The sequence below is a fragment of the Pedobacter sp. B4-66 genome, assembly GCF_018492665.1.
Taxonomy (GTDB): Bacteria; Bacteroidota; Bacteroidia; order Sphingobacteriales; family Sphingobacteriaceae; genus Pedobacter.
Map to the genome: position 1 here is coordinate 81191 of NZ_JAFVME010000006.1, position 25465 is coordinate 106655.

At 38.3% G+C, this 25465-nt stretch carries 26 protein-coding genes and 1 other RNA gene; 18 read left to right on the plus strand and 9 right to left on the minus strand.

Features of this window, described 5'->3' with window-relative positions; all coding sequences use genetic code 11:
• Positions 1-40: 40 nt before the first annotated feature.
• The 12 genes from nirD (at position 41) to J1905_RS12155 (ending at position 12367) form a co-directional block, all read left to right on the plus strand.
• Complete coding sequence (nirD, locus tag J1905_RS12100; RefSeq protein WP_173093568.1) at positions 41-385, plus strand: nitrite reductase small subunit NirD; 345 nt, start codon at positions 41-43, stop codon at positions 383-385.
• 7 nt (positions 386-392) lie between these two features.
• Positions 393-1301, plus strand: coding sequence for a bifunctional molybdenum cofactor biosynthesis protein MoaC/MoaB (moaCB, locus tag J1905_RS12105; RefSeq protein ID WP_214227506.1), 909 nt, complete (start codon positions 393-395; stop codon positions 1299-1301).
• A gap of 3 nt (positions 1302-1304) precedes the next feature.
• Positions 1305-2501, plus strand: a complete 1197-nt coding sequence (locus J1905_RS12110; RefSeq protein WP_214227507.1) for a molybdopterin molybdotransferase MoeA — start codon at positions 1305-1307, stop codon at positions 2499-2501.
• A gap of 92 nt (positions 2502-2593) precedes the next feature.
• Positions 2594-3928, plus strand: coding sequence for a NarK family nitrate/nitrite MFS transporter (locus J1905_RS12115; protein ID WP_214227508.1), 1335 nt, complete (start codon positions 2594-2596; stop codon positions 3926-3928).
• Between the two features lie 22 nt (positions 3929-3950).
• Positions 3951-7466, plus strand: coding sequence for a nitrate reductase (locus tag J1905_RS12120; RefSeq protein WP_214227509.1), 3516 nt, complete (start codon positions 3951-3953; stop codon positions 7464-7466).
• A gap of 1 nt (position 7467) precedes the next feature.
• Positions 7468-8952: a rubredoxin domain-containing protein gene (locus tag J1905_RS12125; RefSeq protein ID WP_214227510.1), complete on the plus strand. Its 1485-nt coding sequence runs from the start codon at positions 7468-7470 to the stop codon at positions 8950-8952.
• A gap of 3 nt (positions 8953-8955) precedes the next feature.
• Positions 8956-9687: a sulfite exporter TauE/SafE family protein gene (locus J1905_RS12130; protein WP_214227511.1), complete on the plus strand. Its 732-nt coding sequence runs from the start codon at positions 8956-8958 to the stop codon at positions 9685-9687.
• Positions 9687-10649, plus strand: a complete 963-nt coding sequence (locus J1905_RS12135) for a GTP 3',8-cyclase MoaA (protein WP_214227512.1) — start codon at positions 9687-9689, stop codon at positions 10647-10649. The genes J1905_RS12130 and J1905_RS12135 overlap by 1 nt, the downstream gene beginning before the upstream one ends.
• Positions 10650-10653: 4 nt before the next feature.
• Complete coding sequence (locus tag J1905_RS12140) at positions 10654-10887, plus strand: MoaD/ThiS family protein (protein WP_214227513.1); 234 nt, start codon at positions 10654-10656, stop codon at positions 10885-10887.
• 1 nt (position 10888) lies between these two features.
• The gene (locus J1905_RS12145) at positions 10889-11359 is read left to right on the plus strand and encodes a molybdenum cofactor biosynthesis protein MoaE (RefSeq protein WP_214227514.1); all 471 of its coding nucleotides are present in this window, start codon (positions 10889-10891) and stop codon (positions 11357-11359) included.
• The gene (mobA, locus tag J1905_RS12150; protein WP_214227515.1) at positions 11356-11937 is read left to right on the plus strand and encodes a molybdenum cofactor guanylyltransferase; all 582 of its coding nucleotides are present in this window, start codon (positions 11356-11358) and stop codon (positions 11935-11937) included. Before J1905_RS12145 ends, mobA begins: the two co-directional genes overlap by 4 nt.
• Before the next feature lie 25 nt (positions 11938-11962).
• Positions 11963-12367, plus strand: coding sequence for a hypothetical protein (locus J1905_RS12155; protein ID WP_250318085.1), 405 nt, complete (start codon positions 11963-11965; stop codon positions 12365-12367).
• 9 nt (positions 12368-12376) lie between these two features.
• Here the strand turns inward: J1905_RS12155 and J1905_RS12160 are convergent, their stop codons facing one another.
• Both J1905_RS12160 and J1905_RS12165 read right to left on the minus strand, forming a co-directional pair.
• A complete protein-coding gene (locus tag J1905_RS12160; RefSeq protein WP_214227516.1) occupies positions 12377-13066 on the minus strand; it encodes a Crp/Fnr family transcriptional regulator in 690 nt (229 codons plus the stop codon).
• Between the two features lie 434 nt (positions 13067-13500).
• On the minus strand, positions 13501-13674 hold the full coding sequence (locus tag J1905_RS12165; protein WP_214227517.1) for a hypothetical protein: 174 nt from the start codon (positions 13672-13674) through the stop codon (positions 13501-13503).
• A 42-nt stretch (positions 13675-13716) separates the two neighbouring features.
• On the opposite strand from J1905_RS12165, the gene J1905_RS12170 reads away from it, so the two are divergent.
• Together J1905_RS12170 and J1905_RS12175 are read left to right on the plus strand one after the other, a co-directional pair.
• Entirely contained in the window at positions 13717-14124 is a 408-nt protein-coding gene (locus J1905_RS12170; protein ID WP_214227518.1) for a GreA/GreB family elongation factor, read from the plus strand.
• Positions 14125-14270: 146 nt separating this feature from the next.
• Positions 14271-14915 (plus strand): RNA polymerase sigma factor, encoded by a 645-nt coding sequence (locus tag J1905_RS12175; RefSeq protein ID WP_214227519.1) that lies wholly within the window; start codon positions 14271-14273, stop codon positions 14913-14915.
• A 4-nt stretch (positions 14916-14919) separates the two neighbouring features.
• Here the strand turns inward: J1905_RS12175 and J1905_RS12180 are convergent, their stop codons facing one another.
• On the minus strand, positions 14920-15600 hold the full coding sequence (locus J1905_RS12180; protein WP_214227520.1) for a DUF4377 domain-containing protein: 681 nt from the start codon (positions 15598-15600) through the stop codon (positions 14920-14922).
• Between the two features lie 128 nt (positions 15601-15728).
• Between J1905_RS12180 and J1905_RS12185 the strand changes: the two genes are divergently transcribed.
• From J1905_RS12185 to J1905_RS12195, 3 genes are all read left to right on the plus strand, one after another.
• Positions 15729-16367, plus strand: coding sequence for a hypothetical protein (locus J1905_RS12185; protein WP_214227521.1), 639 nt, complete (start codon positions 15729-15731; stop codon positions 16365-16367).
• A gap of 66 nt (positions 16368-16433) precedes the next feature.
• Positions 16434-16811: RNase P RNA component class A (rnpB, locus tag J1905_RS12190), an RNA gene on the plus strand.
• Positions 16812-16913: 102 nt separating this feature from the next.
• A complete protein-coding gene (locus J1905_RS12195) occupies positions 16914-18323 on the plus strand; it encodes a sigma-54-dependent transcriptional regulator (protein WP_214227522.1) in 1410 nt (469 codons plus the stop codon).
• 33 nt (positions 18324-18356) lie between these two features.
• Here the strand turns inward: J1905_RS12195 and J1905_RS12200 are convergent, their stop codons facing one another.
• The 5 genes from J1905_RS12200 to gatB form a co-directional block, all read right to left on the minus strand.
• On the minus strand, positions 18357-20141 hold the full coding sequence (locus J1905_RS12200; RefSeq protein WP_214227523.1) for a chloride channel protein: 1785 nt from the start codon (positions 20139-20141) through the stop codon (positions 18357-18359).
• Positions 20142-20151: 10 nt separating this feature from the next.
• Positions 20152-20874 carry an RluA family pseudouridine synthase gene (locus J1905_RS12205; RefSeq protein ID WP_214227524.1) on the minus strand — a complete coding sequence of 241 codons (723 nt, stop codon included), beginning with the start codon at positions 20872-20874 and terminating at the stop codon, positions 20152-20154.
• 111 nt (positions 20875-20985) lie between these two features.
• Complete coding sequence (locus J1905_RS12210; RefSeq protein ID WP_108205784.1) at positions 20986-21675, minus strand: response regulator transcription factor; 690 nt, start codon at positions 21673-21675, stop codon at positions 20986-20988.
• Between the two features lie 105 nt (positions 21676-21780).
• Positions 21781-22890, minus strand: coding sequence for a TlpA disulfide reductase family protein (locus J1905_RS12215; protein ID WP_214227525.1), 1110 nt, complete (start codon positions 22888-22890; stop codon positions 21781-21783).
• Between the two features lie 8 nt (positions 22891-22898).
• Positions 22899-24362 carry an Asp-tRNA(Asn)/Glu-tRNA(Gln) amidotransferase subunit GatB gene (gatB, locus tag J1905_RS12220; RefSeq protein ID WP_214227526.1) on the minus strand — a complete coding sequence of 488 codons (1464 nt, stop codon included), beginning with the start codon at positions 24360-24362 and terminating at the stop codon, positions 22899-22901.
• A 148-nt stretch (positions 24363-24510) separates the two neighbouring features.
• Here gatB and J1905_RS12225 point away from each other — a divergent pair, with 148 nt between their 5' ends.
• On the plus strand, positions 24511-25038 hold the full coding sequence (locus tag J1905_RS12225) for a hypothetical protein (protein ID WP_214227527.1): 528 nt from the start codon (positions 24511-24513) through the stop codon (positions 25036-25038).
• Between the two features lie 78 nt (positions 25039-25116).
• On the opposite strand, the gene J1905_RS12230 is transcribed toward J1905_RS12225, so the two are convergent.
• Positions 25117-25443: a DUF6686 family protein gene (locus J1905_RS12230; RefSeq protein ID WP_250318086.1), complete on the minus strand. Its 327-nt coding sequence runs from the start codon at positions 25441-25443 to the stop codon at positions 25117-25119.
• Positions 25444-25465: the final 22 nt, after the last annotated feature.

Here is a 25465-nt window from a genome sequence, read left to right on the forward strand (position 1 = left end):
AACAAACAAACCTATTTATACACTAACAAAACAGAAAATCATGGTAGAAACAACGACAAACTGGTTTGAAGCATGCCGCGTTGAAGACGCAGTACAAAACGGAGGAGTATGTGTTAAGTGCGGAGAGGAACAAATTGCATTATTTTATTTTACCCGCAGAAATGAATGGTATGCCACACAAAATTTATGCCCTCACCGCAGGCAAATGGCACTTAGCCGTGGCATGATCGGTTCGGTAGGCGAAGATCCTAAAATTGCCTGTCCTTTCCATAAAAAGACGTTTTCACTGTCTACAGGAGAATGTTTGAGTGGAGATGAATGTGCAATACAAACCTACCCTGTTAAGGTTGAAGATGGATTTGTATACATAGGCTTACAAAATTAAATTAAATATGCGCGACATAACCGGCAAACAAATCACATTAAGAACAGCCAAGGCAGTAGCTAACATCTTTTGTTCAACTGAAACAATTTCAAAGATCAAAGGCAATGAACTACCAAAAGGCAATCTTTTTGATGTGGCCAGAGCAGCTGGTTTTTTAGGAGCTAAATTAACTCCTCAACTACTACCCCATTGTCATCCGGTAAATATCGATAGCATGGACATTTCCTTCAGTTTCCTTCCTGAAGGCGGCATTCAGATATTAGGTGAAGCAAAATCAATTGGTCGTACAGGCATAGAGATGGAGATACTCACAGCAGTTTCAATTGCTGCCCTGGAGATTTACGACATGCTAAAACCGGTAGATACCGACCTTGAAATAGGCAACATCAAGCTGTTGCAAAAAACAGGTGGCAAAAGCGACCGGAAGAAATACTTCTCAACCTCTCCTACCTGTGCAGTTCTGGTATGTTCAGATTCAACCGCAGCAGGAAAACGTGAAGACAAAAGTGGACTAGCCATCAAAAGCATACTTGAACAAGCAAAAGCAAAGGTGGTAGCCTATGAAATAGTTGCAGACGATAAAGCGCAAATACAAAAGCAGTTATTACAATGGGTTTCAGAAGACATCCATTTCATCTTCACTACAGGTGGAACTGGTCTTGGTCCTCGCGACAATACAGTAAGCGCTGTAAGTGAAATATTGGAACGCGATGCTGATGGAATTACTGAAGCAATGCGAAACTTCGGCCAAATGCGGACTCCAATGGCCATGATGAGCAGAGCCGTTGCCGGATCCATCGCTCATTCATTAATAGTTACACTGCCCGGAAGTACAGACGGAGCAAGAGAATCACTGGAGGCCATAGTGCCCGGTGTTTTCCATGCCCGAAAAATGATGAAAGGAGGAGGGCATTAGCGTATGATAAGTTTTGAAGAAGCCATAACCACAATATCCACTCTTTCGCAACCCTTCGAAACGGAATACATCAACCTGGAGGATGCCGACAATAGAATATTAGCCGAAGACATTTATGCTGACCGCGACTACCCTCCCTTTAACAGAGCCGCCATGGATGGTTATGCAATTATGCTTAGCGATTGGGAAAGTGGCTTAAGAAAATACACAATAACCGAAATCATTTACGCAGGACAGGTTTCAAAACAAGTGCTAACTTCTGGAAATTGCTATAAGATTATGACTGGGGCAGCTACCCCAAAAACGGCAAACGTAATCATCCGAAAAGAGGATACTCATGAAATCAATAATGAAGTAACTATAGAAATTGAAACAGCTAAATACCTTCAAAACATAGCCACACAAGGACAAGACTTAAAATACCAGGCTTTAATATTAACTGCTCCTTGCAAATGCACACCACAAACTATCAGCCTGCTTGCTTCTGTCGGAAAAGCCACACTAAAAGTATACAAGCTACCTACAGTTGCAGTAATAACAACCGGAGATGAAGTTATAACACCCGGCAAACCAACAGCCAGCCATCAAATCCGCAACAGCAATCAATATCTGCTAAAAGCACTTTTAAAGAAATGGAATATTACTCCATCGCTGTGCGAACACGTTCAAGACAACAAAGAACTGCTCACCAAAGCATTTAAAGAGTCCATTAAAAACCAACTTACTATTATTAACGGAGGCGTATCTGCCGGAGATGCTGATTATGTGCCCGCTGTATTAAAGTCACTGGGAGTTGAAATGGTATTTCATAAAGTTAAAATACGCCCTGGAAAACCGTTATGGATAGGAAAAACTCCGCTCGGCGGGATCGTTTTTGCCCTTCCCGGAAACCCATTATCCTGCCTTACTACTTTCACAATATTCGTAGAAGATTATCTATACAAATGCTTTGGCTACGCAAATCGTCCAGTATACAGATTCCCGATACAAGAGAGTAGGATTAAAAAACATCCGTTAACAGAGTTTTTTCCGGTTCAAATAAGCCAGTCGCAACAAGGCTTAAACCTTATCTCTTTCAACGGATCCGGAGATATTACCGCAGGCCTCAATGCCAGTGGCTTAGCTCTACAACCAGATTTAACAGAAGAATTGAAAAAAGAAGATATAATTAGTTTTTATCCATTTAACAACAGCCTATAAGAACAACAACATCCATATAAAAAAACACCCCATCAGAAGGTCGGATTTCTGACAGGGTAAAATAGTTTCATCGTTTAAATAAAACTTATCAAATGTATCAAAAAGAATCTACTCTTCCCAAAGAAGGCCTTAAGCCACTAAAAAAACTTAACATTTTCTCTACGAAAGGCATTCAAATGAAAACCTTTCACATTACATGGATAACCTTCTTTTTCTGCTTTTTTGGATGGTTCGGTGTTGCACCACTCATGCCTTTAATACGAGAACAACTACATTTAAGTAAAGATCAAATTGGCAACATCATCATCGCCTCAGTCTCTGCAACAATTATTGCAAGGCTAATAGTTGGCAAACTATGCGACACCCTCGGCCCAAGACTATCCTACACCATTCTGCTCGCACTAGGCTCAATACCCGTTATGTGTATAGGACTAAGCAATAGTTATGAAAGCTTTCTCTTATTCCGCTTTGTAATTGGAATTATAGGTGCTTCGTTTGTGATCACCCAATTCCACACCTCAATGATGTTTGCTCCAAATGTAATAGGAACCGCAAATGCCGTTACAGGAGGCTGGGGAAATCTTGGCGGTGGAGTTACACAACTGATAATGCCACTTATTGCCGCAGGTTTTGCGGGTTTAGGTTTTGTTAGTCAGGCTAATTCATGGAGAGTTGCCATGATCGTACCGGGTGTAATGCTATTAATTATGGCCTTTATTTACTACAAGTACACAAAAGATACTCCAGCCGGAAACTTCAAAGATCTGGAAGTGGTTAAAGTTAAAGCAGCTCAAAAGGGCTCTTTTATGGCTGCACTAAAAGATTACAGAACCTGGGTGTTGGCATTGGCTTACGCTGCCTGTTTCGGAATAGAAATAACCGTCGACAATGTGGCTGCTACCTTTTTTACGGATCAATTTGGCGCATCAATGATTATGGCAGGTGCCATGGCGAGCATATTTGGCGGCATGAATATTTTTGCAAGAGCACTTGGTGGTTTTGTGAGCGATAAAGTCGGAAAATCTTACGGCCTTAGAGGCAAAGGAATTCTACTTGGAGGGCTGCTTGTTTTAGAAGGAATTGGCATCAGCTTATTCGCCCAATCACAAACACTCGGCCTTGCAATAGCGTCAATGCTTTTATTCGCACTGTTTCTAAAAATGGCTAATGGCGGCACTTACGGCATTGTTCCTTTCATCAATAAAGATGCAATTGGCTCTGTAAGCGGCATTGTAGGCGCAGGTGGAAATATAGGCGCCATGCTGGTAGGCTTTCTTTTTAAATCGGAGCACCTAACCTACGCTGATGCATTTCATTATATCGGTATTGGTGTGGCCGTTATTGGTCTGCTGGTATTCATTACAAAATTTCAATTAAAGAGATCCGAAAATACGGAAACAATAAAACAAGAGTTTCAACAGGCTTAATTCTAACAAAGAGGGAACATATATGTCTGGAGATAAGAACAAAATTTTTAAAAGTACCTGCTGCTACTGTGGCGTTGGCTGTGGCGTAAACGTTACTTTAGAAAAAAACAAGACCATTACAATACAAGGTGATAAAGATCATCCTGTAAACCATGGCATGCTTTGTAGCAAAGGTCTTAACCTCCAGTACACCGTAAACGACAAAAGCGATCGTCTGCTTTACCCTCAAATGAGGTATAATAAAAATATGCCACTGCAAAGAGTTAGCTGGGACGATGCCTTAAATCGAACAGCTGCCGTTTTCAAGACTTTTATTGATAAGTACGGTCCTGATTCCGTAGCTTTTTATGCCTCCGGCCAATGCCTTACTGAAGAGTACTATGTAATCAATAAACTAATAAAAGGTTTTATAGGCAGTAACAATATCGACACCAACTCTCGCCTGTGCATGAGTAGTGCGGTTACTGCTTATAAAATGGCCTTGGGCGAAGATAGTGTTCCGATATGCTATGACGACATTGAGCTTGCCGATTGCTTTTTTATTACCGGCGCTAATCCCGCGTGGTGCCATCCAATACTTTGGCGTAGAGTTGAAGCACATAAAGCCGCGAACCCAGACATAAAAATTATCGTTACAGACCCAAGAGTTACCGACTCCTGCTCACTTGCTGATCTTCACTTACAAATTAACCCGGGAACTGATGTAACCCTAAACCATGCTATTGGCCGCGCACTTATTGAAGCCGAAAATATAGACAGTGAATTTATAGCTAACCATACCGAAGGTTTTGATGCTTATCAGCAAAAGGTATTCGAAAGAACCTTAAAAGAATCAGCCCAAATCTGCGGAATTACGGTATCAGAAATAGAACTTGCAGCTACATACATTGGTGAGGCCAAAGGGTTTTTAAGCATGTGGACAATGGGGCTTAATCAAAGTTCTATTGGTGTAAACAAAAACCTGAGTCTAATTAACCTAAACCTCATTACTGGTCATATTGGAAAGCCAGGTTCAGGCCCCTTCTCTCTTACCGGGCAACCCAATGCAATGGGCGGGCGTGAAGTGGGTGGACTAGCAAATCTTCTTCCTGCACACCGTGATTTATCAAATGAGCAACATCGTTTGGAAGTACAAAAATTCTGGGGAGGAACAACCATTTCAGGGAAAACAGGACTTACAGCTACCGAAATGTTTGAGGCCCTACATGATGGTCGACTTAAAGCAATCTGGATATTATGTACAAATCCATTAACAAGTTTACCCAATGCCCGATTTGCTGAAGAAGCTTTAAAGAAAGCAAAATTTGTAGTGATACAAGAAATCACAGACAAGGCAGAAACCCTTGCTTACGCGGATGTGATTTTACCCGCTGCTGGATGGACTGAAAAAGAAGGTACCATGACCAATTCTGAAAGAAGAATAAGTCACCTGAACAAAATCATTGATGCACCGGGCGAAGCGCTTCCTGATGCCGAGATCATTTGTCGCTTTGCAAAAAAGATGGGCTACAAGGGGTTTGAGTACAATAGCATGGAGGACATTTATAAGGAACATGCAAAACTCACTTACAGAACCAGCATCAATATACACGGACTTGATTACAAACAAATTGACAAGAGCAATACCGTACAATGGCCTTTCAACAAAAGATCAGAAAGTGGCACAAAACGTCTGTTTACCAATCACTTATTCCATACAAGCTCAAAGAGAGCTATTATACATAGCCCTTCAGATCAGTTAAACAGCGAACTTCCCGATGAGGATTTCCCTTTTATCCTAACTACCGGCAGAGTTCGTGACCACTGGCACACCATGTCTAAAACAGGCAAAGTGAGCAAGCTTAAGCAGCACATTAAAGATGCCTTTATGGAAATTAATCCTGCAGATGCAGATTTCTTATCCATTGAGGACAATCAGGTTATAGTTGTGCGATCGAGACGAGGAGAAGTTCAGGTTAAAGCAAAAATATCTGCTGCTATAAAGCAAGGCGTAGTGTTTCTACCTATGCATTGGGGCAAAATACTGGGCAGTGATTTAAATAGAGCAAACAACATTACAAGTACCATCGTAGATCCGCTATCTAAAGAACCTGATTTTAAGTACTGCGCTGTAAGCGTTGAGAAGTTCAAAAAGGACTTCCAAAGGATTGTAATTATAGGTGCCGGCGCAGGTGCATATGGCTTTGTTAAATCTTACAGGGAAATCAATAAGGAAGATCAGATCACCATTTTTAGCAAAGAGAACTTCCCGTTTTATAACCGCGTAATGCTCCCTGATTACATAAGCGGAGAGCAAAAGTGGGAACAACTGGTAAAAATGAAGGACGAGGAAGAGCCTGAATATAACATTAAACTGCTAAGGGGTGTAAGCGTAGAAAAAGTAAACCGGGAACAGAAGTATGTAATAGATTCAACTGGTAAAAAAACTTCATACGACTTACTGATAATGGCCACCGGAAGTCGCTCTACCCTACCTAAAAACGCACCATCCTTACCGGGTATATTTACCATGCGCAGCCGAACTGATGCTGACAATTTCAAAAAGCACATCCCCAAAAACGCACATGTAGTAGTTGTTGGTGGCGGACTGCTTGGATTGGAAATGGCCGCATCATTACGCGAAATAGGCGTAAAAATTACGGTTATCCATAGGGTATCCAGATTTTTAAACAGACAGCTAGATCCACTCGGAAGCCAGTTGCTACATGAGGAAATGGTAGATCAGGGCTGCGACATTTACTACAATGATGAAGTGCAGCTTTACTATGGCCGATCTAAACTAACTGGTATAGAGCTAAAAAGTGGCCGCAGGATAAATTGCGATGCAATTATACTGGCCATTGGTACTACCCCAAACATTGAACTGGCAAGAGAATCGGGATTAGAATGTAAACGTGGTGTATTGGTTAATGAGCGCTTACAAACAAACGACCCTTCCATTTACGCAATTGGCGAAATTGCAGAATTTGAAGGCACATTATACGGAATAACTGCCGCTGCTGAACAACAAGCAGAAGTGGTTGCTAAGTTTCAGAATGGCGACATCAGTAGTTATTACAAAGGCAGCCTGTTCATGAACATTATAAAAATTCATGGATTTGACCTTTGCAGCATCGGGCTTTCCGAATGTCCGGACGACAAGAACTACGAGGAGATCGTTTTCATCGACAAAGCAAAACGCTACTATAAAAAATGTATCATCCATCAGGACAGGCTAGTTGGAACCATCTTAATTGGTGACAAAACTGAGTTTCTTGAGTTTAGAGAATTAATAGCCAACAAAATAGAGCTCAGCGACAAAAGACTGCAACTACTTAGAAGCGGTAAAAAAACTGAGCCTGTATCTGGGAAACTGGTATGTAGTTGCAATAATGTCGGAGCTGGAAATATCCTTAAAAAGATATCCTCAGGATGCGCTGACTTTAAAGAGCTATGTGAATCGACAGGAGCTGGAATGGGTTGCGGATCCTGCAAACCAGAGGTTAAACTTATCCTGGAGGGAGCATTAAAGAAAGAAGTCTTAGAAAAAGTAAACTGATATGGAAAACAAGGTCGTTAAAAAGCATCAGATTAAAGTGAACCTACCGGGGGGTATAGTATCTATTGGTGACCTTTTACAAATCCTTAATATTCTAGAGGAATCAGAAATAGAAAACGTAAGATTTGGCACAAGACAACAGCTTTATTTTTCTGTTGATGAAGATAAGCTTGAAGACATAGAGCATAGTTTCCTAATAGCTGACACAGAGTTTGAGATAGACACAGACAAGCAGCCAAACATCATTAGCTCTTATGTAACTGAAGATATTTTTAACAACTCTAACTGGTTACGCGAAGGAGTTTACAGGGATGTATTGGACGCTTTTAATTACACTCCAAGATTAAAAATCAATCTGGTAGACAACAGCCAAACCTTAATTCCCTTTTTTACCGGTAATTTAAACTTTATATCATCAGACATTGGCAATTATTGGTATTTGTACGTGCGTTTCCCAAGAACAAATATCATTTACTGCTTGTCGTCTTTAATTTACTCTGAAGACATTGGCACACTTAGTAAATTGGTTGAGGATGCAATATTAAGCAACAAAAACCTGTTTTATGATCAAATCAGCATTGATGGACAAGAGCTGGAGAACAGGGTAAAACTTGCTGGGAGCATCCTTCATCAACCCCACTCCGCTCCTTTAAAACTACCTGAATTTCAACTACCTTACTACGAGGGATTCAACAAATACAACGACAAATACTGGCTAGGGATCTATCGCAGAAACGAGTTGTTTCCAGTCTCCTTTCTTAAAGACCTTTGTGCTATTTGCGCAAAAACACGCATCGGCCAATTGTATACCACTCCCTGGAAATCGATTATTGTAAAAGGCGTAGAAACAGGTGACAAAAAACTATGGAATACGGTACTGGATAAAAATCGCATAAATGTACGTCACGCATCCAACGAACTGAACTGGCAAAGCGAAGACCTTTGCGAATATGGCCTTAGCTTAAAACGCGAACTCATAACCGAGTTTAACAAAGTAGACCTAAGAACTTTTAAGCTTTGTTTTGCTATTAAAACCAATCCAAAGAGCGGCTTGTTTGGCTCTGTAATTATTAGAAAGCAGGCCAGCAACCTGGATGAAGACTACAAGTTCGACATTCTTCATACCACTGATTTCAACCCCAATTCTAAAAATTTCACGCTTTATAAAGAGAACATTAGTAAAGCATCATTAGCAGAAGCATTAGTACAGCTTTGCGACAATTACTATCAGCTTCAAACACTATCAGAAAGCGCTTCTGAGCATAATTACTACGAACCAGAAGTTAGTAAAGAAAACGAACAAACACTTGTTCACCAGTGCAGTTACTGTTTAACCATTTACGATGAAACCTGGGGAGACGAAGCAAACGGAATACCATCCGGAACTAACTTCTCAGATTTAAAAGAGGATTACAGCTGTGCAATTTGCGGAGCTGCTAAATCTGATATCATTCCAATTCTTAAAGAATCAGTATTAACCGTTTAAATTATGGCATTAGACATTAGCATAGCATTATCCTTATTCCTTGTAGGCTTTTTATATTCTTCAGTTGGTCATGGCGGGGCAAGCGGCTACATAGCTGTACTTTCTTTATTCGCTATTCCAGTTGCTACTTATAAACCGTTGATACTTATCTTAAACATTATTGTAGCAGGAATGGCCTTTTATCAGTTTTGGAGATCGGGGTATTTTAGATGGAAACTATGCAGGACCTTTTTAATTACCTCTATCCCCTGTGCATTTATTGGGTCTAAATTTCCAATTCACGGAAACATTTACAACATTTTACTGGGCTTGGCATTAGTACTACCCATGATCAAATTACTTGGCGTTACACCAGAAGTAAAAGGAGAAAAAAAGGAAGTAGCCATAATGCCGGCACTCATTATTGGAGCAGTAATAGGTGCTCTTTCTGGAATGTTAAACATTGGAGGAGGCATATTTCTGAGTCCGGTTTTAATATTATTATCCTGGGCAAATGCCAAAGAAGCAGCCGCAACATCAGCGTTATTTATTGTTTTAAATTCCTTTGGTGGACTATTAGGTAGTTCCGCCAAAATCAACATAACTTCATCTTCAGCCCTATGGTTTTTAATGGCAGCAGCAGGTGGCTTTATGGGTTCGTACTGGGGTAGCTGGCGCTTTCCTCAAATCACCGTTCGCTACCTGCTCACCGCCGTTCTTGCAATAGCGTCCTGTAAACTAATATTTTTCATGTAATGGCAGCAATTAGAGATCATCTAGGAAGAACTTTCAAAACGCTTAGGATTAGCCTGATAAACACTTGCAATCTGGCTTGCACGTATTGCACTTACGGCAACGAAGAAAGTAAAGAAAACTACGCTGAACATAAAGCCAAGGCATTATCCGTTCAGGAATTGCTGAATCTAATTAAACGACTCCATAGCAGATTGGATTTAACTGCAATACGTTTCACCGGAGGTGAACCCTTGCTTTATAAAGAACTTACAACCCTGATAAAGGGAGCTAGTGATCTTGGCATTAACGACCTGAATTTAACCACTAACGGTCTTTTACTACAAAGAATGGCGCCTGCATTAAAAGCTGCAGGTTTACACTCCATTAATATATCTCTGGATGCTATAGATCATTTAACCTTCTTTAAAATGAGCAGAAGGCATGGCCTTGACCAAACACTTAGCGGAATTGAAGCTGCAATAAGTGCAGGTATCGAGGTAAAACTAAATACGGTGATTATGAAAGGAATGAACGACAATCAGGTAATTCCTCTCTTAAAATATGCCTTTAGCAGAAACATTAAGATACGCTTTCTGGAAATCATGGCTATGGGTCATCTGCATGGAAAAACAGATGAGTACTTTTTCTCACAAAAGGACTTACTTGCACTGATCGGCAGGCACTATAACTTTAGCTCTGTAAACAGATCAAACAGTGCCACAGCCAATTATTGGCAAACAGAGGAAGGTCATCATTTTGGGATAATAGCCAATGAGAGCCAGCCCTTTTGCACCGACTGCAATCGCTTAAGGCTAGATGCTTATGGAAACATCTATGGTTGCCTGAGCAGCAATAACCCGGTTTCGCTAATTGAAACAACAGATGCCGCCAGTCTCGACTTCAAATTAGAAGCAGCGCTGGCACAAAAACAATCACTAAAATTTACTGGAAGCAAATTAAGCATGCTTCATATAGGAGGATAGACATATGAAAATCGAAGTTTTTGCAATTCTAAAGGAGTATTTCGACAAAGAGTTTGAAATAAAAGATCCACTAAAAACCGTTGAAGAGCTTAGAGCACACCTGGCATTACTAAATCCGGCATCTTCTAATGTCCTTAAAATATGTCGTTTTGCAGTGCACGATGAATTTGTAGCAGATCATTATCAATTAACAGGAAATGACAGCGTGGTTGTTATCCCACCAAGCAGCGGAGGTTAATATGGAGTATATAACAAGTAAAGATCTGGATCTTGTTGCGCTGTTACAGCAATCGCACCACCCTTCCGCTGGTGCTGTAGTATTATTTAGTGGAGATGTAAGGAACAACAACGTTGGCAAAATGGTCGACTATCTGGAGTATGAAGCCCATACTTCTATGGCTTCAAAAATGATCGAGAGCATTCTAAGTGATGCGAGAAAGCGTTGGAGCCTCAATATTGCTATCGCTCAGCACAGAACAGGAAAAGTGAGAATCACCGAATCAGCGGTTGTTGTAATCACAGCCTCGGCCCACAGAGCCGAAGCCTATGCCGCGAACCGTTACATTATTGATAGAATTAAGCACGAAGCTCCTATATGGAAATGTGAATTCTTTACAGACGGAACCAAAGAATGGGGCGGCAATTGTAATTGCCACAAGGATACAGGCAATATTAACAAACACATTTACGAATTTGAGGAAATATTATGATAGGTGTAGTTTTATGCGGAGGAGAAAGTAAACGAATGGGATCAGATAAAGGTCTTTTAACTGTTGGCTCCATTACATGGGCGCAACATGCAGAGGCAAAGCTTGCAGAGCTGGATATTCCAGTTGTAATATCAATTAATCAAACCCAATTACCAAGTTACAATCATCTTTACAGTACTGAAAAACTGATAACAGATACTGTAGATGTAAAAGGCCCACTAAAGGGTTTATTAAGTGTACATCAATATTTTCCTGATGATGACTTAATGCTACTGGCCTGCGATATGACCGATATGGACGTTGATACACTACAACAATTAAAGCAGCATTACCATACAAATCCTGCTTTCGATTACTATTTATATGAATGTGATGGCTTTATGGAACCTCTTTGCGCTGTTTACCCCGCCGACACTCTAAAATCACTCCTAAAAATTGTTGATTCTTCTGAACTGACACGTTTTTCAATGCACAGAATAATTAAAGAATCGAACTATAAAACTATCGAAATAAAAGACAGGGAGAAATTTTCTAATTATAATACCGCCAACTATTTACGAGCAAAAACAAACAGTTAAGGTTTAACAATTAAATTATCATTTCATGAAGACACCATTACAACTTGCCATTTATGGCGGACTGGCACTTTGCATGCTAAATTTTAAAGCAAAATCGCAAACAAATCACGTCAAGGCAACTCTCTTTGAAGGAGCTGTTGTTTTAAGTTACATTGACCACGGAGCAGCAGTAAACTGCACGGGCCCAGGGCTTAAATACACATGCAAACCATTCAGTTTACTGGTGGGCTTACTACCCAGTTTAAAAATCAAAGAAGATAAGTCTCCTGGAAATGCGCCTAAAAACGCCACGATCATACCTTCTTTAGGATGTGGCGTAACGGCTATTTATAAGCATATCGTTTTGCAGATGCCTATGCTTTATACGGCAAAAACCAGTAGCAAAGATGGAAAATGGAATGTTGGAGTAGGTTTGGGATATAAATTTTAAGCTGAATTATTAGGCAATAAGTGTTAATGCCCTTAAACCGATGGGGTCTTTAACGCTTATTGCTTTTCCAGTTGCAGAAATCAAATCTTCTTTAATAAGTTCGTTCATCATCCGAAAAACAGTTTCGTATGTAGTACCAGTAAATGCAGCAAGATCTTGCCTGCTTAACTCTATATTAATATGCCCCTTATCATTTGTACCAAATTGATCTTTAAGCTGAATAATTGACAAGGCCAAACGGCCTTTAACTGACATATGTGCAAGGTTTCGCATTTTACGTTCCGACTCCTGGAGCTCATCAGCATAAAACATCATCAATTCAAGTGTAAGGTCAGAATTTACTCTGAGGGTCGACATAAAAAAATCTAGATCAATAAAACATACTGATGTGGATTCAAGTGCAGTAGCAGATATTGGAAAAATTGCACTTTTAGTGCTCAAGCCACGATGCCCAATAATTGCTCCATTACCTGCAAAACGAATAATCAGTTCCTTATCGCCCCATGTTTTATGGACTTTAACTTTCCCTTTATTAACAAAATAAATACCATTAACAGGATCACCTTCCTTAATAATCACCGCTCCCTTTTTTACAAGAAAGTTTTTACGATGACTTTCAATTGGTAATTTCCATTCCTTTAAAACCAACCGGCACATTAAGCAGCTTTGCAAATCACAAGCCTTCGTATTTTTCTTCATAAGGATATTGATGCTAAAAGGATTTCGTGTTATCTAACAAAGAAACAATAAATCAATTAAATTAAGATATCATAATTTCAAAACGACAATTATATATGGCATAATTATGTAATAATCACAATTCCGCCCCCGGTATAATTTTTATATCAAAGCATTTGGGCTATCTTTGAATCAATGTATCTCTTTAAGCAATTTTATAAAACATTGAACAATCAGCTTGCAACATTATTGCGAACTGCTATTGCCATGTTTTTAAGATTTCTTTCCTTACAATACGGTTTGGGAGATTCTTATCTTAAAAGCAGCAAAGACTTTATTAAATAAACCCCTCCCTTTTCTTAGGGTCAGGGGTCTCCACATTTAATTCTTTCCTTTCACCTTCTTGCTTTTCAAATAATGAAATTATTTAGCGCTAAATACTTTTTTAGAGCCATTTATATATTACTACTTATATCAGCACTGGTAGCTTTGCTATTGGCTATTTTACTGCTTAAACCCTTGCTGGTTTTAGTTTCTGCAGGCGTATTTCTCTTTTTAACAAATTGGTATAACAACAAGGACTTCGATGGCTCTGCCTCAGTCAAATAATACTGACTGAGGCTATTCATACAACTCAAATATTAAGTCATTTACTCAATACATAAAAAATTATGAATACTGCATCAATAAAAATAAACGATACCCCAATAGTACTATCAACCGGAATTTACGATCTTCTTAAAGATCATTTAAGAAGAAGAAAGCTTAGCAAATACAATGAGGCTAAATTAGAACTTGAATTAAAACATGCAAAACAGGTTTTAAGAAATGATTTACCCGCAGATGTGGTAACTGTTGATACCAATGTGAAGGTTAAAGAACTGGAATCGGGAGAAGAGTTTACTTACAAACTTGTTGCCCCGGCAAAGGCGAGAAGAAAGAACAATACCCTTTCTATTCTTTCTCCAATTGGTGTAGCAATCCTTGGCTACACTCAGGGAGCTGTAGTACAATGGGAAATGCCAGAAGGCATAAAGCAGTATCAAATAGAAGAGGTTATTAAATTATCATCTAATTAATTTATTCCCATCTTTATATTGGCTTGTTTTCTAACTAGAAACAGCCGAAAACAAAAGGGTTACAAAATAATATCTTCCATTTTTTGTAACCCTTTTGTTTCTCAATACTCTTTAATATAGCAATCAGTTAAATAAGCGGATATCCGATGAATTCAGCAAGCCATACCAGCACACCTACATTAAGCGACGAAGAAATTATAAAACGTGTAACACAGGGAGAAAAACACTTGTACGAGAACCTGATACGTAAGTATAATTTACGCCTCTATAGGATAGGCATGTCTATTATTAATGACGATGCTGAAGTAGAAGATATTATGCAGACTACTTATCTGAATGCGTACTCACAACTGGCAAACTTCCAAAATAAGTCGAGCTTTAACACCTGGCTTACTAGAATACTAATCAATGAAAGCCTGCTGCACAAGAAGAAATGCATAAAACGTAATCAACTGGCAATGGCGTCCGAGAAAGAAGATCTTCACAATGACACTCCATTAAAAAACCTTATGAATAAAGAATTAAAGGCGATACTTGAAAAAGCCGTTTCCAATCTTCCGGAGAAATATAGACTGGTATTTGTGATGCGCGAAATTGAAGAAATGAGCACGCAGGAAACAATGGATGTTCTTGATTTGGGTGAGTCGAATGTAAAAATCAGACTAACACGCGCTAAAGAAATGCTAAGAAATGAGCTGAGCGATTACTATAAAACCACCCAGCTCTTCGAATTTAACCTTATTCGTTGTGATAAAGTTGCCGATTTTGTAATGGCTAAGATAAATCCTTAATAAATTACGGAGTATCTAACGGAGCCATACCAAACATTAAAACCAAACGGTTATTCTCGTAAAAATTTAATGTTTGCTCAGCAACGTCATATTTAAAAGTTTTATCACTAATCAGTTTTAAAAAGTCGTTTTCCAACTTAGTTCTTTCTTCATCGGCACATGCCATTAAAGTACTGCCCATTTGCTTAAATGTAAGCTTACCATCGCCTTTCTCATACGAACCGAAGAAAGAATTACATCCAGCAAAGCCATTAACTCTTCCCTTTTCCTTATCAAGGATAATAAATGCAGGTGATTGTTCCTGAGTTACGCCATTCATCTGGATCAGTTTCCACTTATGCTTAACAACAAAACCCCAATCAGAGGTTACCACAGACATCTTTTGTTTCTTTAATACTTTTTTTAGTTTATAAGTATAGATTGATGCATCAGCAGGAACATTTGCTCTCTTAGTACGGGTAACCAATATTACATAACGATAACCAGGCTTATAATTAAAACCGGAGATATTGCTATAAAACAGCTCCCAACTTTTACTATTTTTATATTTTACCTGAAAGCAGGTTTGTGGAGCTACACCAGTACAACTGGCACGATCTTCTTTAACTACAAGTCTTATTACATCGGCTGCATTTGCATAAGCAGAAATTCCAAACAGCATTAAAATAATTAGTATTCTTTTCATTTTGTTGTGTATTAATATTTAGTACAAAGATGCAACCAATAGACCGTTTCCATAAATATAAGATTTTCTTGTGTGATGATTCCTAAGAATTTTCTACATTAGGAAACACACTCAAATGAAAAACTACTATGAAAAGCAAGCCTATCCTTATGCTTGGTTTATTACTATGCTTTAGTTTAATAGCCAAATCGCAAACCATTACCAGTGCCCATTTTAGGATCTCAGATACAGAAAAAGGAATCAGATCTGTTGAACTTACTATAAACAATATCTTTACTGTCGGCTTAAGTGCAAATGGTAATATCTCCTACGTTCATGAAGCAGAGGGAGCCCTCCCCGATTATATTAGCGATTTAGAATATGATGACGATAGCGATTTAAAGCAAGTTGCAAACCAAAAAATAGAATATTATGATCATTTAGACAATTCTAAATCAGGAAAAATAAAATGGATTGGAGCTGTCAAAATTGACTACTATGACAACTTTGACTTACAAGCCCCACTAGGGAAAATAAAATCTATCGGCAATATTAAGTTTGTCTACAACAATGATTACAATATCCATGATAAGTTCGGAACACTAAAATCAATAGGTGATATTCAAATTGCTTACAATAATGCTTTCGACATACATGATCCTGAAGACAAAGTTAAGTCAATAGGAAATGTAAAAATAGCTTATTTCAATTCCTTTGATGCGCAAAGACTGTTTGGCAAGGTAAAATCAATTAAAGGGAACAGCAAAAAAGTTTACGTTACAAAATAACTGATGTTAGTATTATAAGGTGATAACAGAATAAATTTATGCCTTGCATATTGTATCTTTGGCGCAAATGCAAGCCGTTCTATCGCTGCGATTTTATATCGGAGAGGAAAGTCCGGGCAACACAGAGCATCTCGCTTCCTAACGGGAAGAGGTTTGGGGGTGAACACCCGAATTATGGAAAGTGCCGCAGAAAGCATACCGCCGATGGCTTTTAAGCACAGGTAAGGTTGAAAACGTGAGGTAAGAGCTCACGATTTTTCCGGGTGATCGGAGAACTGGTAAACCCCGGGAGTTGAAAGACCAAATAGGCTAACGCATGTAGGGCTGCTCGTCCGATGTTAGTGGGTAGGTCGTTAGAGATAAATGGCAACATTTATACTGGATTAATGATAGAAGTCATGAGTAATCATGTTACAGAACCCGGCTTACAGGCTTGCATTTTATTTTTTTATTGGACATGTATCAGTTTCGTAACTTTAAAAAAATACTTTTTAAGCTGAAAAATAATATATTAGCACTGAATAATAAGAAGATTTAGCATACTATATGGCAAAATTGTTGATAATTGATGATGAGAGAGCGATAAGAAGTACTTTACGTGAAATCTTAGAATACGAAAACTATGAAGTTGACGATATTGACAATGGTGTAGATGGGTTAGAACTCATAAAAAAGAAGAAATACGACCTTGTTCTGTGCGATATCAAAATGAACAAAATGGATGGTATGGAGGTGCTAGAACAAGCACTGGCTTACAGCCCAGATCTTCCTTTCATTATGATTTCGGGACATGGCACCGTTGAAACTGCAATAGAAGCGAGCAAAAAAGGAGCGTTTGATTTTATATCAAAACCACCTGATTTAAACAGGCTACTAATTACAGTTAGAAATGCGCTAGACAGGGGTACTTTAGTTACTGAAACCAAAGTATTAAAGAGAAAGGTTAGTAAAACAAGAGACATTTTAGGTAGCTCCGAAAATATCAATAAGATAAAGGAAACTATTGAACGCGTTGCCCCTACTGAAGCAAGGGTATTAATTACCGGAGCAAACGGAAGTGGAAAAGAACTCGTTGCACGTTGGTTACACGAAAAATCTAATCGTGCTGATAGTCCGCTTATTGAAGTTAACTGTGCCGCAATCCCATCTGAACTTATTGAAAGTGAATTGTTCGGTCACGAAAAAGGTTCATTTACTTCAGCTGTAAAACAACGTATTGGTAAGTTTGAACTGGCCAATGGTGGTACACTATTTTTAGATGAAATTGGTGACATGAGTCTTTCTGCTCAGGCAAAAGTTTTACGCGCACTACAAGAGCACAAAATTACTCGTGTAGGTGGCGAAAAAGAGCTTGAAGTTAACGTTCGTGTACTTGCTGCAACAAACAAAAACCTCCTAAAAGAAATAGAAGATGGTAATTTCCGTTTGGACTTATACCACCGTTTAAATGTAATAAACATTCACGTTCCTCATTTAAGTGAGCGCGTTGATGATATCCCTGAAATTGCGCAGAATTTCCTTGAAGAAATTTGTAAAGAATATGGCATGCCGGTTAAAAAGATCAGCGAGAGTGCCATGTCTGCATTACAAGCGCTACCATGGACAGGTAATGTTAGGGAATTACACAATATGATTGAACGTTTGATCATTCTAAGTGATAAGACCATTACAGATTATGATGTAACTGCATTTGCTAATCCAGGTGGAGGAACAAATATAGGTGCAGCAGGCAGTACGCCAAATGGGTCTGCTCAAAGTACCGCTTCTCCGGCCATAGCTTACGATAAATTCACCAACTTTCAGGATTATAAAGACTATGCTGAAAAGGAATTCATCAAGTTTAAATTAGAAAAGAACAACTGGAATGTTTCTAAAACTGCAGATGACATAGATATCCAACGCAGTCACTTGTATAGTAAGATTGAGAAATTCGGATTAAAAAGATCCGCAGAATAAAAAAAAGCTCCTGACAAAATCAGGAGCTTTTTTTTATTCCATATAATCCGCTTGCCTACTTAGCAAAGCCCTGTACTTATTAAAAATTGCAGTTTTAGATACAAAGCCTAAGTACGCTCCGCTTTCATCCAATACAGGCAACAACCAGGCATTTTCCTTTTCCATTTTCTCCAACACCTTCTTTAGAGGATCAGAAACCTTTACCGTATCAGGTGCGGATTGCATCAAGTCATTTACAGAAGGATTATCTTCTTCTGTAATCTTCCTTTTCAAAACATCTTCAACAAAAACCAGTCCTTTAAAACTCCTGTCAGTGCTTACCACAGGAAATAGATTTCTCTTAGAATGCAAAATCTCGGGCATTCTTGCAGAAACCAAATCATCTTCATTTAACTCCAGATAATCACGTTCAACAAGATATCTAAGTTTCATCATGTTAAGAACAGTCGTATCCTTATCTTCATGCGACATCAACTCCCCTTTCTCTGCCAATGGTTTAGTATAGATTGAGTATTTATTTGCACTGCGATTAATCAAATAAGAGATCGCAGAAGTAATCATCAATGGAACCATTAAAACGTAACCACCTGTAATCTCGGCAATCAAAAATATCCCGGTAAGTGGCGCATGCATAATAGCACTTAATGATGCTGCCATACCTGCTACTATGAAATTGGCAACATTCAAATGAGCAATACCCAAAGTGTTTGCAGAATGTGCCACTACAAAACCTATTAACCCGCCTATCACCAAACTAGGAGCAAAAATACCCCCATTTCCACCTGCTCCTAAAGTAATTAGGGTGGCGCAAGATTTAGCAAAAATGGTGATTACCGTAAAAAGTATAACCAGCCATGGCAAACTGCTATACTCAGAGAATATACTGTTAGTCATCACTGAAGTATAATTCCCGCCAATCAAATTCTTAATAGTAATATATCCCTCCCCGTATAATGTCGGAAATAAAAACACCATTAAACCCAACATCAAGCCGCCAACAACTACACGTTTATACGGATGATTAATCTTATAAAAGAATGATTTAATGAATGAATTTGCCTTAGTAAAATAGATAGAGAAAAGGCCAATAAGTACCGCTAACAATACATAGTACCCCAATGCATTCATCCTCCAGCCTTCAGTTACCAAATAGAAAAGTTGCTCATTAAAGAAGAACCTTGCTACTACAGCAGCTGTTGCCGAAGCAAGCAATAAAGGAATAAAAGCAGGAATGGTAAACTCGGGAAGCAATATCTCTATGGCAAATACAATACCTGCAATAGGACTGTTAAAAGCAGCAGATATTCCGGCTGCTGCACCGCATGCCAGCAACATAGTGGTTTCGCGGTAAGACAACCCTAAAAACCTACCTACTACAGAACCAATACCCGAACCACTGGTCACAATTGGAGCCTCCAAACCCGTAGAACCACCAAAACCTACCGTTAAAGCCGCTGTAATAATCTGCGAATAGATATTATGAGGCTCAACCTTACTGGATTTTTTAGAGATTGTATAAAGCAAAGGAGTTAAACCCGTTTCAAACTTCCCCTTCCTTATAAACCTCCTGACATACATTACCGAAAGAAGTATCCCTATAAAAGGGAAAAAGAAGTATAGGTAATATTTGTACTGCCAGTGAAAACCGGTTTGTAAAAAATCCTCTATATGATGGGTTAACGTTTTTAAAAGTGCAGCAGCAAGACCCGCAAGAACGCCAACAATCAATGCAGCAATAACCAGAAAATTACGGTTAGAAATTTTAGTTTTCCGGTATTGGTTAATTGAATCTACATAATTTACCAGCCGTACATACATAACTTAACTTTTATGCGTCAAATTTATCCAGTAGTTTGATCAGCGTAGCAAAATCCTTAGGATATGGTGCATCAATTACGATATCCTTATCATCAAGTCCTTTAAACACCAAGTGACGGGCATGCAAAGCAAAACGCTTCATGATGGGTTGCTCCTCATCGTCTTTAGCTATACGATATCCCTTTTTCATTGTCGATAAGTATACAGGCTTACCTTTATACATATGATCTCCAACAATAGCTGCACGTTGCGTTGCCAGGTGAATACGGATCTGGTGCATACGACCAGTTATTGGCTTACACTCTACTAAAGTATAGTGACGATAGTTTTTGATAGAATTAAAATACGTTTCAGCGCGTTTTCCTTCTTTACGATCTATGGTTACACTCTTGTTCCCATCATTTAAAATAGGAAGATCGATAAACAAGTCTTTGAACATAAACTGCCCATCAACAACAGCATGATATACCTTATTAACTTTACGCTTTTCGAATTGCATTGCTACAGAACGATAAGCTTCAGGAGTTTTTGCAATGATGATTGCACCTGAGGTTTCCTTGTCTAAACGGTGACAAACCTGGGCATCAGGACTATATTGCTTAGCAAGACGTAAGATATTTACTTCACCAGAACCGCCGCGCTCATCTAAAGAGGCAACAAAAGGTGGTTTATTTACAACGATATAATCATCGTTTTCGAAGAGGATAATGTCTTTAAATGAAGGATATTTCAATTCAGTGTTTTTTTCAGAAGTAACTAGTGCATTCCAGCCTGTAAAGATACCATTGAGCTCATTAACTACAGTGTAGCAAAAAGCTCAATGATCTTCCAGAATGCAAAAGTACTAAGAAAGTTCGAATTTATACCCCACTCCTTTTACAGTTGCAACATAAGTTTCGCCTAATTTCTCACGTAACTTTCGAATGTGTACATCAATTGTACGATTAGTAACCACGACAGAGTCTTCCCAAATGTTCTTTAAGATAGATTCTCTGGTATATACTTTACCTGGTTTAGAGGCTAATAGATATAATAATTCAAATTCTTTTTTAGCCAAAACTACCTTTTTACCAGCCTGATAAACAAGATAAGCTTCTCTGTCAATTACCAGATCACCGATTTCAACCTTGTTATCAGAAACCTCATCACCACTTGAATTTCTTCTTAATATTGCGTTTATACGACTTACCAATGCACGAGGTTTAATAGGTTTAGCGATATAATCATCTGCACCAACATTAAACCCGGCTATTTCCGAATACTCCTCACTACGCGCTGTTAAAAACACCATAAAGGTATTTTTAAACTCAGGGATAGCCCTCATTAACCTACATGCCTCAATACCATCCATCTTTGGCATCATGATATCCAGGATAATTAAATCGGGGTGTACCTTCTTTGCAATCGTAATGCCTTCCTGACCATTATTGGCTAAGAAAACCTGATATCCTTCTTTTTTTAAGTTGTACTCTATTAACTCTAAAATATCTGGTTCGTCATCAACAATAAGTATCTTCTGTTTTACGGTGCTCATAGCTTTAATTATTTGTTACGAAATTAGGTAATCAATTATAATATACCGTTAAACTCATGTTAACAAATTGTTAATACCACCATGTATATTAACATGAATTTAGGGTTAGCGTAAAGTTTTATTTAAAAACGTCTCAAGCTCCTCTCCACGAAGGTTTTTTGCAATAATTGTTCCTTTTGGATCTATAATAAATGAGCTTGGAATAGCCTCTATTTGATACAGTCTAACCGTTGAACCTTCAAAATCACTTAATTCACTAGCATGACTCCATGTTAATTTATCATCAGCAATAGCTTTTTTCCATGCCGCAGGATCTTTATCTAACGAAATACCCAATATGGTAAAGTTTTTATCTTTATAAGTATTATAAGCTTTAACTACATTTGGATTCTCTTTTCTGCATGGCATACACCATGAAGCCCAAAAATCAAGCAATACATACTTTCCTTTAAAGTCAGCCAATTTAATTGGCTTTCCATCAATACCTGTTATAGTAAATTCTGGTGCCGGCTGACCAACCTGAACTGCTTTTAAGCTCGACATTCTTTTTAAAAATTCAGTTACCGCAGCATTGTCATTAAAGTTACCTTTAATTTTTTCAGAGTAAGCCACCATTTCTTTCTCATACTCTGCCGGATTTAACAGGTTCATTGCATAAAAACCAGCTAAAGACGCCGTGTTATCCTGAGCAAATTTCAATACCGCTTTATTCAATCCATCAATTTCAGCAGTATATTGAGGCCTCATCTGCTCCATAATAACTTCTCTATTATCTGGTTGAGCAGATACTGCTTGATCAAATTGAGATTGTATAGCAGCAATTTTAGTCATATATTGATGCTTAACTGTATTTAATTCTTGTAATTTATCAGCTTCAGCAGCACCTGATGTATTATATGCTAATGATTTGTCGGCCAGATCAGCAGTGATTTTAATTTCATCACCATTCTTTGCAATAATCATGTATTCATTACTTCCTGCAGAAATTCTAAAGAAATCTGCTCCTGGTGTAGCATGAGTAAACTTAAACTCGCCTTTTTCAGAAAGCACAGTTGAATCTAATGGCAATGCATTGTCTTTTTGCAACCCAAATAAATACACTTTGCTTTTTGGAGCAGCATTTTTGAACTCTCCATTAATTACAAACTTACTTTTATCCTTACATGCTGCAAAAGCCACACACAATACCAATATATATCCAATACGTTTCATCATAATATTTACTATTTTAATTTATTTTGTAATACTTCATTAATTTTTTGAGGATCTGCTTTACCTTTTGCCAGTTTCATTACCTCACCAACAAAAAGTCCTAAAACACCTTTCTTTCCTTTTTTATAGGCTTGTACCTGTGCATCATATTTCGACAGCACTTCATCTACAAAACCGGCCAACTCATCACTGTTTTCCTCTATTAGCAAGTTATGATCAGCTGCAAGTTTATTTACATCCGCTCCCTCATTACTAACGATCAAAGGCAATAACTGTTGTAAAGCAATTTGCTGAGTGATCTTTTTATTGTCAACCAGGTTAATTACATCCGCAAGTTGTTCCGGACTAACCTTAAACGCCGATATGGTTATATCCTGCTCACTTAACAGGGCTCTTACAGAACCTGTAAGCCAGTTCACCAGGCTCTTTTTATTTTTAACTATAGGCAATGCCGAATTGAAATAGGCTAGCAATTCAATATCTTCAGCAAGCAATGTTGCTTCTGAGGCACTAACACCATAATCCTTTACCAATCTTTTAGAAATCTCAGCAGGCAATTCGGGCATCGAAGCTTTTATTTCCGCTAGCCACTCATCAGAAATATGTATAGGTGGCAAATCAGGATCAGGGAAATATCGGTAATCATTAGCCTCTTCCTTACTACGCATTGGCGATGTTGTACCTTCCTCAGCATCAAAGTTTAATGTACTCTGTATAATTCTGCCTCCAGTTGTAATAACTTCCTTTTGCCTGTTAAATTCAAAATCCATGGCCCTGCGGACGTTCCTTATCGAATTCAGGTTTTTCACCTCACAACGTGTTCCAAATTCAGTAGTTCCAGCTTCACGGATAGAGATATTTGCATCACAACGCAAACTTCCTTCTTCCATATTACCATCGCTAACATTTAAATGGCGTACCAGTTTCCTCATCTCAGTTAAAAGAGCAGATGCTTCCTCTGAACTGCGGATATCCGGTTCTGTTACAATCTCTATTAATGGAACCCCTGCCCTGTTTAAATCAACGTAAGAGTATTGATCGTTTTGATCGTGCATACTTTTACCGGCATCCTCTTCAAGGTGTATTCTATTAATTCCAATTCTTTTTTCTTCACCACTGCTCAGTGTTACATTCAGATAACCATTTTGACAAATTGGTTTGTTATCCTGAGTAATCTGATATCCTTTAGGCAAATCAGCATAAAAATAATTCTTTCTATCAAAAAAGTTAAGCTGATTAATGGTGCAATTTAACGCTAAGCCCATTCTAACGGCTTTAGCAACCACCTCCTTATTTAATTTAGGCAATGCACCAGGTAAAGCCAACGAAACAGCAGAGATATGTTCATTAGGTTTTGCACCAAAAGAAGCACTATCTGATGAGAATATTTTTGTTTGTGTATTTAATTGTACGTGGATTTCTAAACCAGATACCAATTCGAACTCTGATGCAGAAACTGAAGTTTTCGTACTCATTTATAGGCAATAATTAACTTAAATCAATATACGTTTGAGATACAAACATAACTATTTATGCGTTATTAATGCAGGTTTGTAGCCATAATTATACTTATGGCATAAACTTTGGTTTTAATATAACACACACAAATAACAAATCATTTCTATGAAAAAACTATTTCTATTTGCGATGCTTGGATTTGCATCAATAATGGCCGTTAATGCACCGGCAAAAGCACAGGTAAATATTAGTGTCAATATTGGCTCACAGCCAAACTGGGGACCAAGGGGCTATGATTATGTAGATTATTACTACATGCCTGATATTGAAAGCTATTACTATGTCCCTACTCGTCAGTTTGTTTACTTTAGTGGAAACCGTTGGATCCATTCTCGCTCACTACCAAGTAGATATAGAGGTTACAACTTATATAGTGGCAGAAAATATGTGATCAATTCGCCTAGGCCATACCATAACCACAATGTTTATAGAGCTAAATATGGCAGACATGATAATTGGAAAGGTAATAAAAAACATTACTCTGAAAGGTACCGTGAAGATAGACATCATGATAAAGGCAGAAAACAATACAGAGAAAGAGATAACAATAGAAATCGTGACAATAGACATTACGAAAACAAAAGAGAAAGAAGAGATCCCGGAATTGAAAGAATAATAAGGCCAAGAGGCTAGGCGCTTCATCACTCGCCATCCTTAAAGATACACCCGTCATCCTGACGGGTGTATCCAAACAATTTGAACTTAGAGTTCTTAATTTGCCTTACTCATTAACACATAAACCTCATTCATATAAAGTGCTTCCTCAATTGCATCTTTAAAAAGTTGGAATTCTTCATACTCAAAAGCGAAACACATGTCATCATTAGGTGTATGTAAAATCACCCTTTCTTCATCATCTGGAAAAGGCAAACTATTGTTATGAAAGGGCAAAGCCTGCACAACATCTCTGAACGAATTAAAGGCCTCTGTGGTAAAATTTAGCAGCAGGTTATTGTGCCATATATAATACATTCCGCATCCAATACAGCTGCTGATTACAGTTTGGCGTTTAGTACTTAGGATTCTTGTTTTACACATATCTATCTTATTTATTAATCTT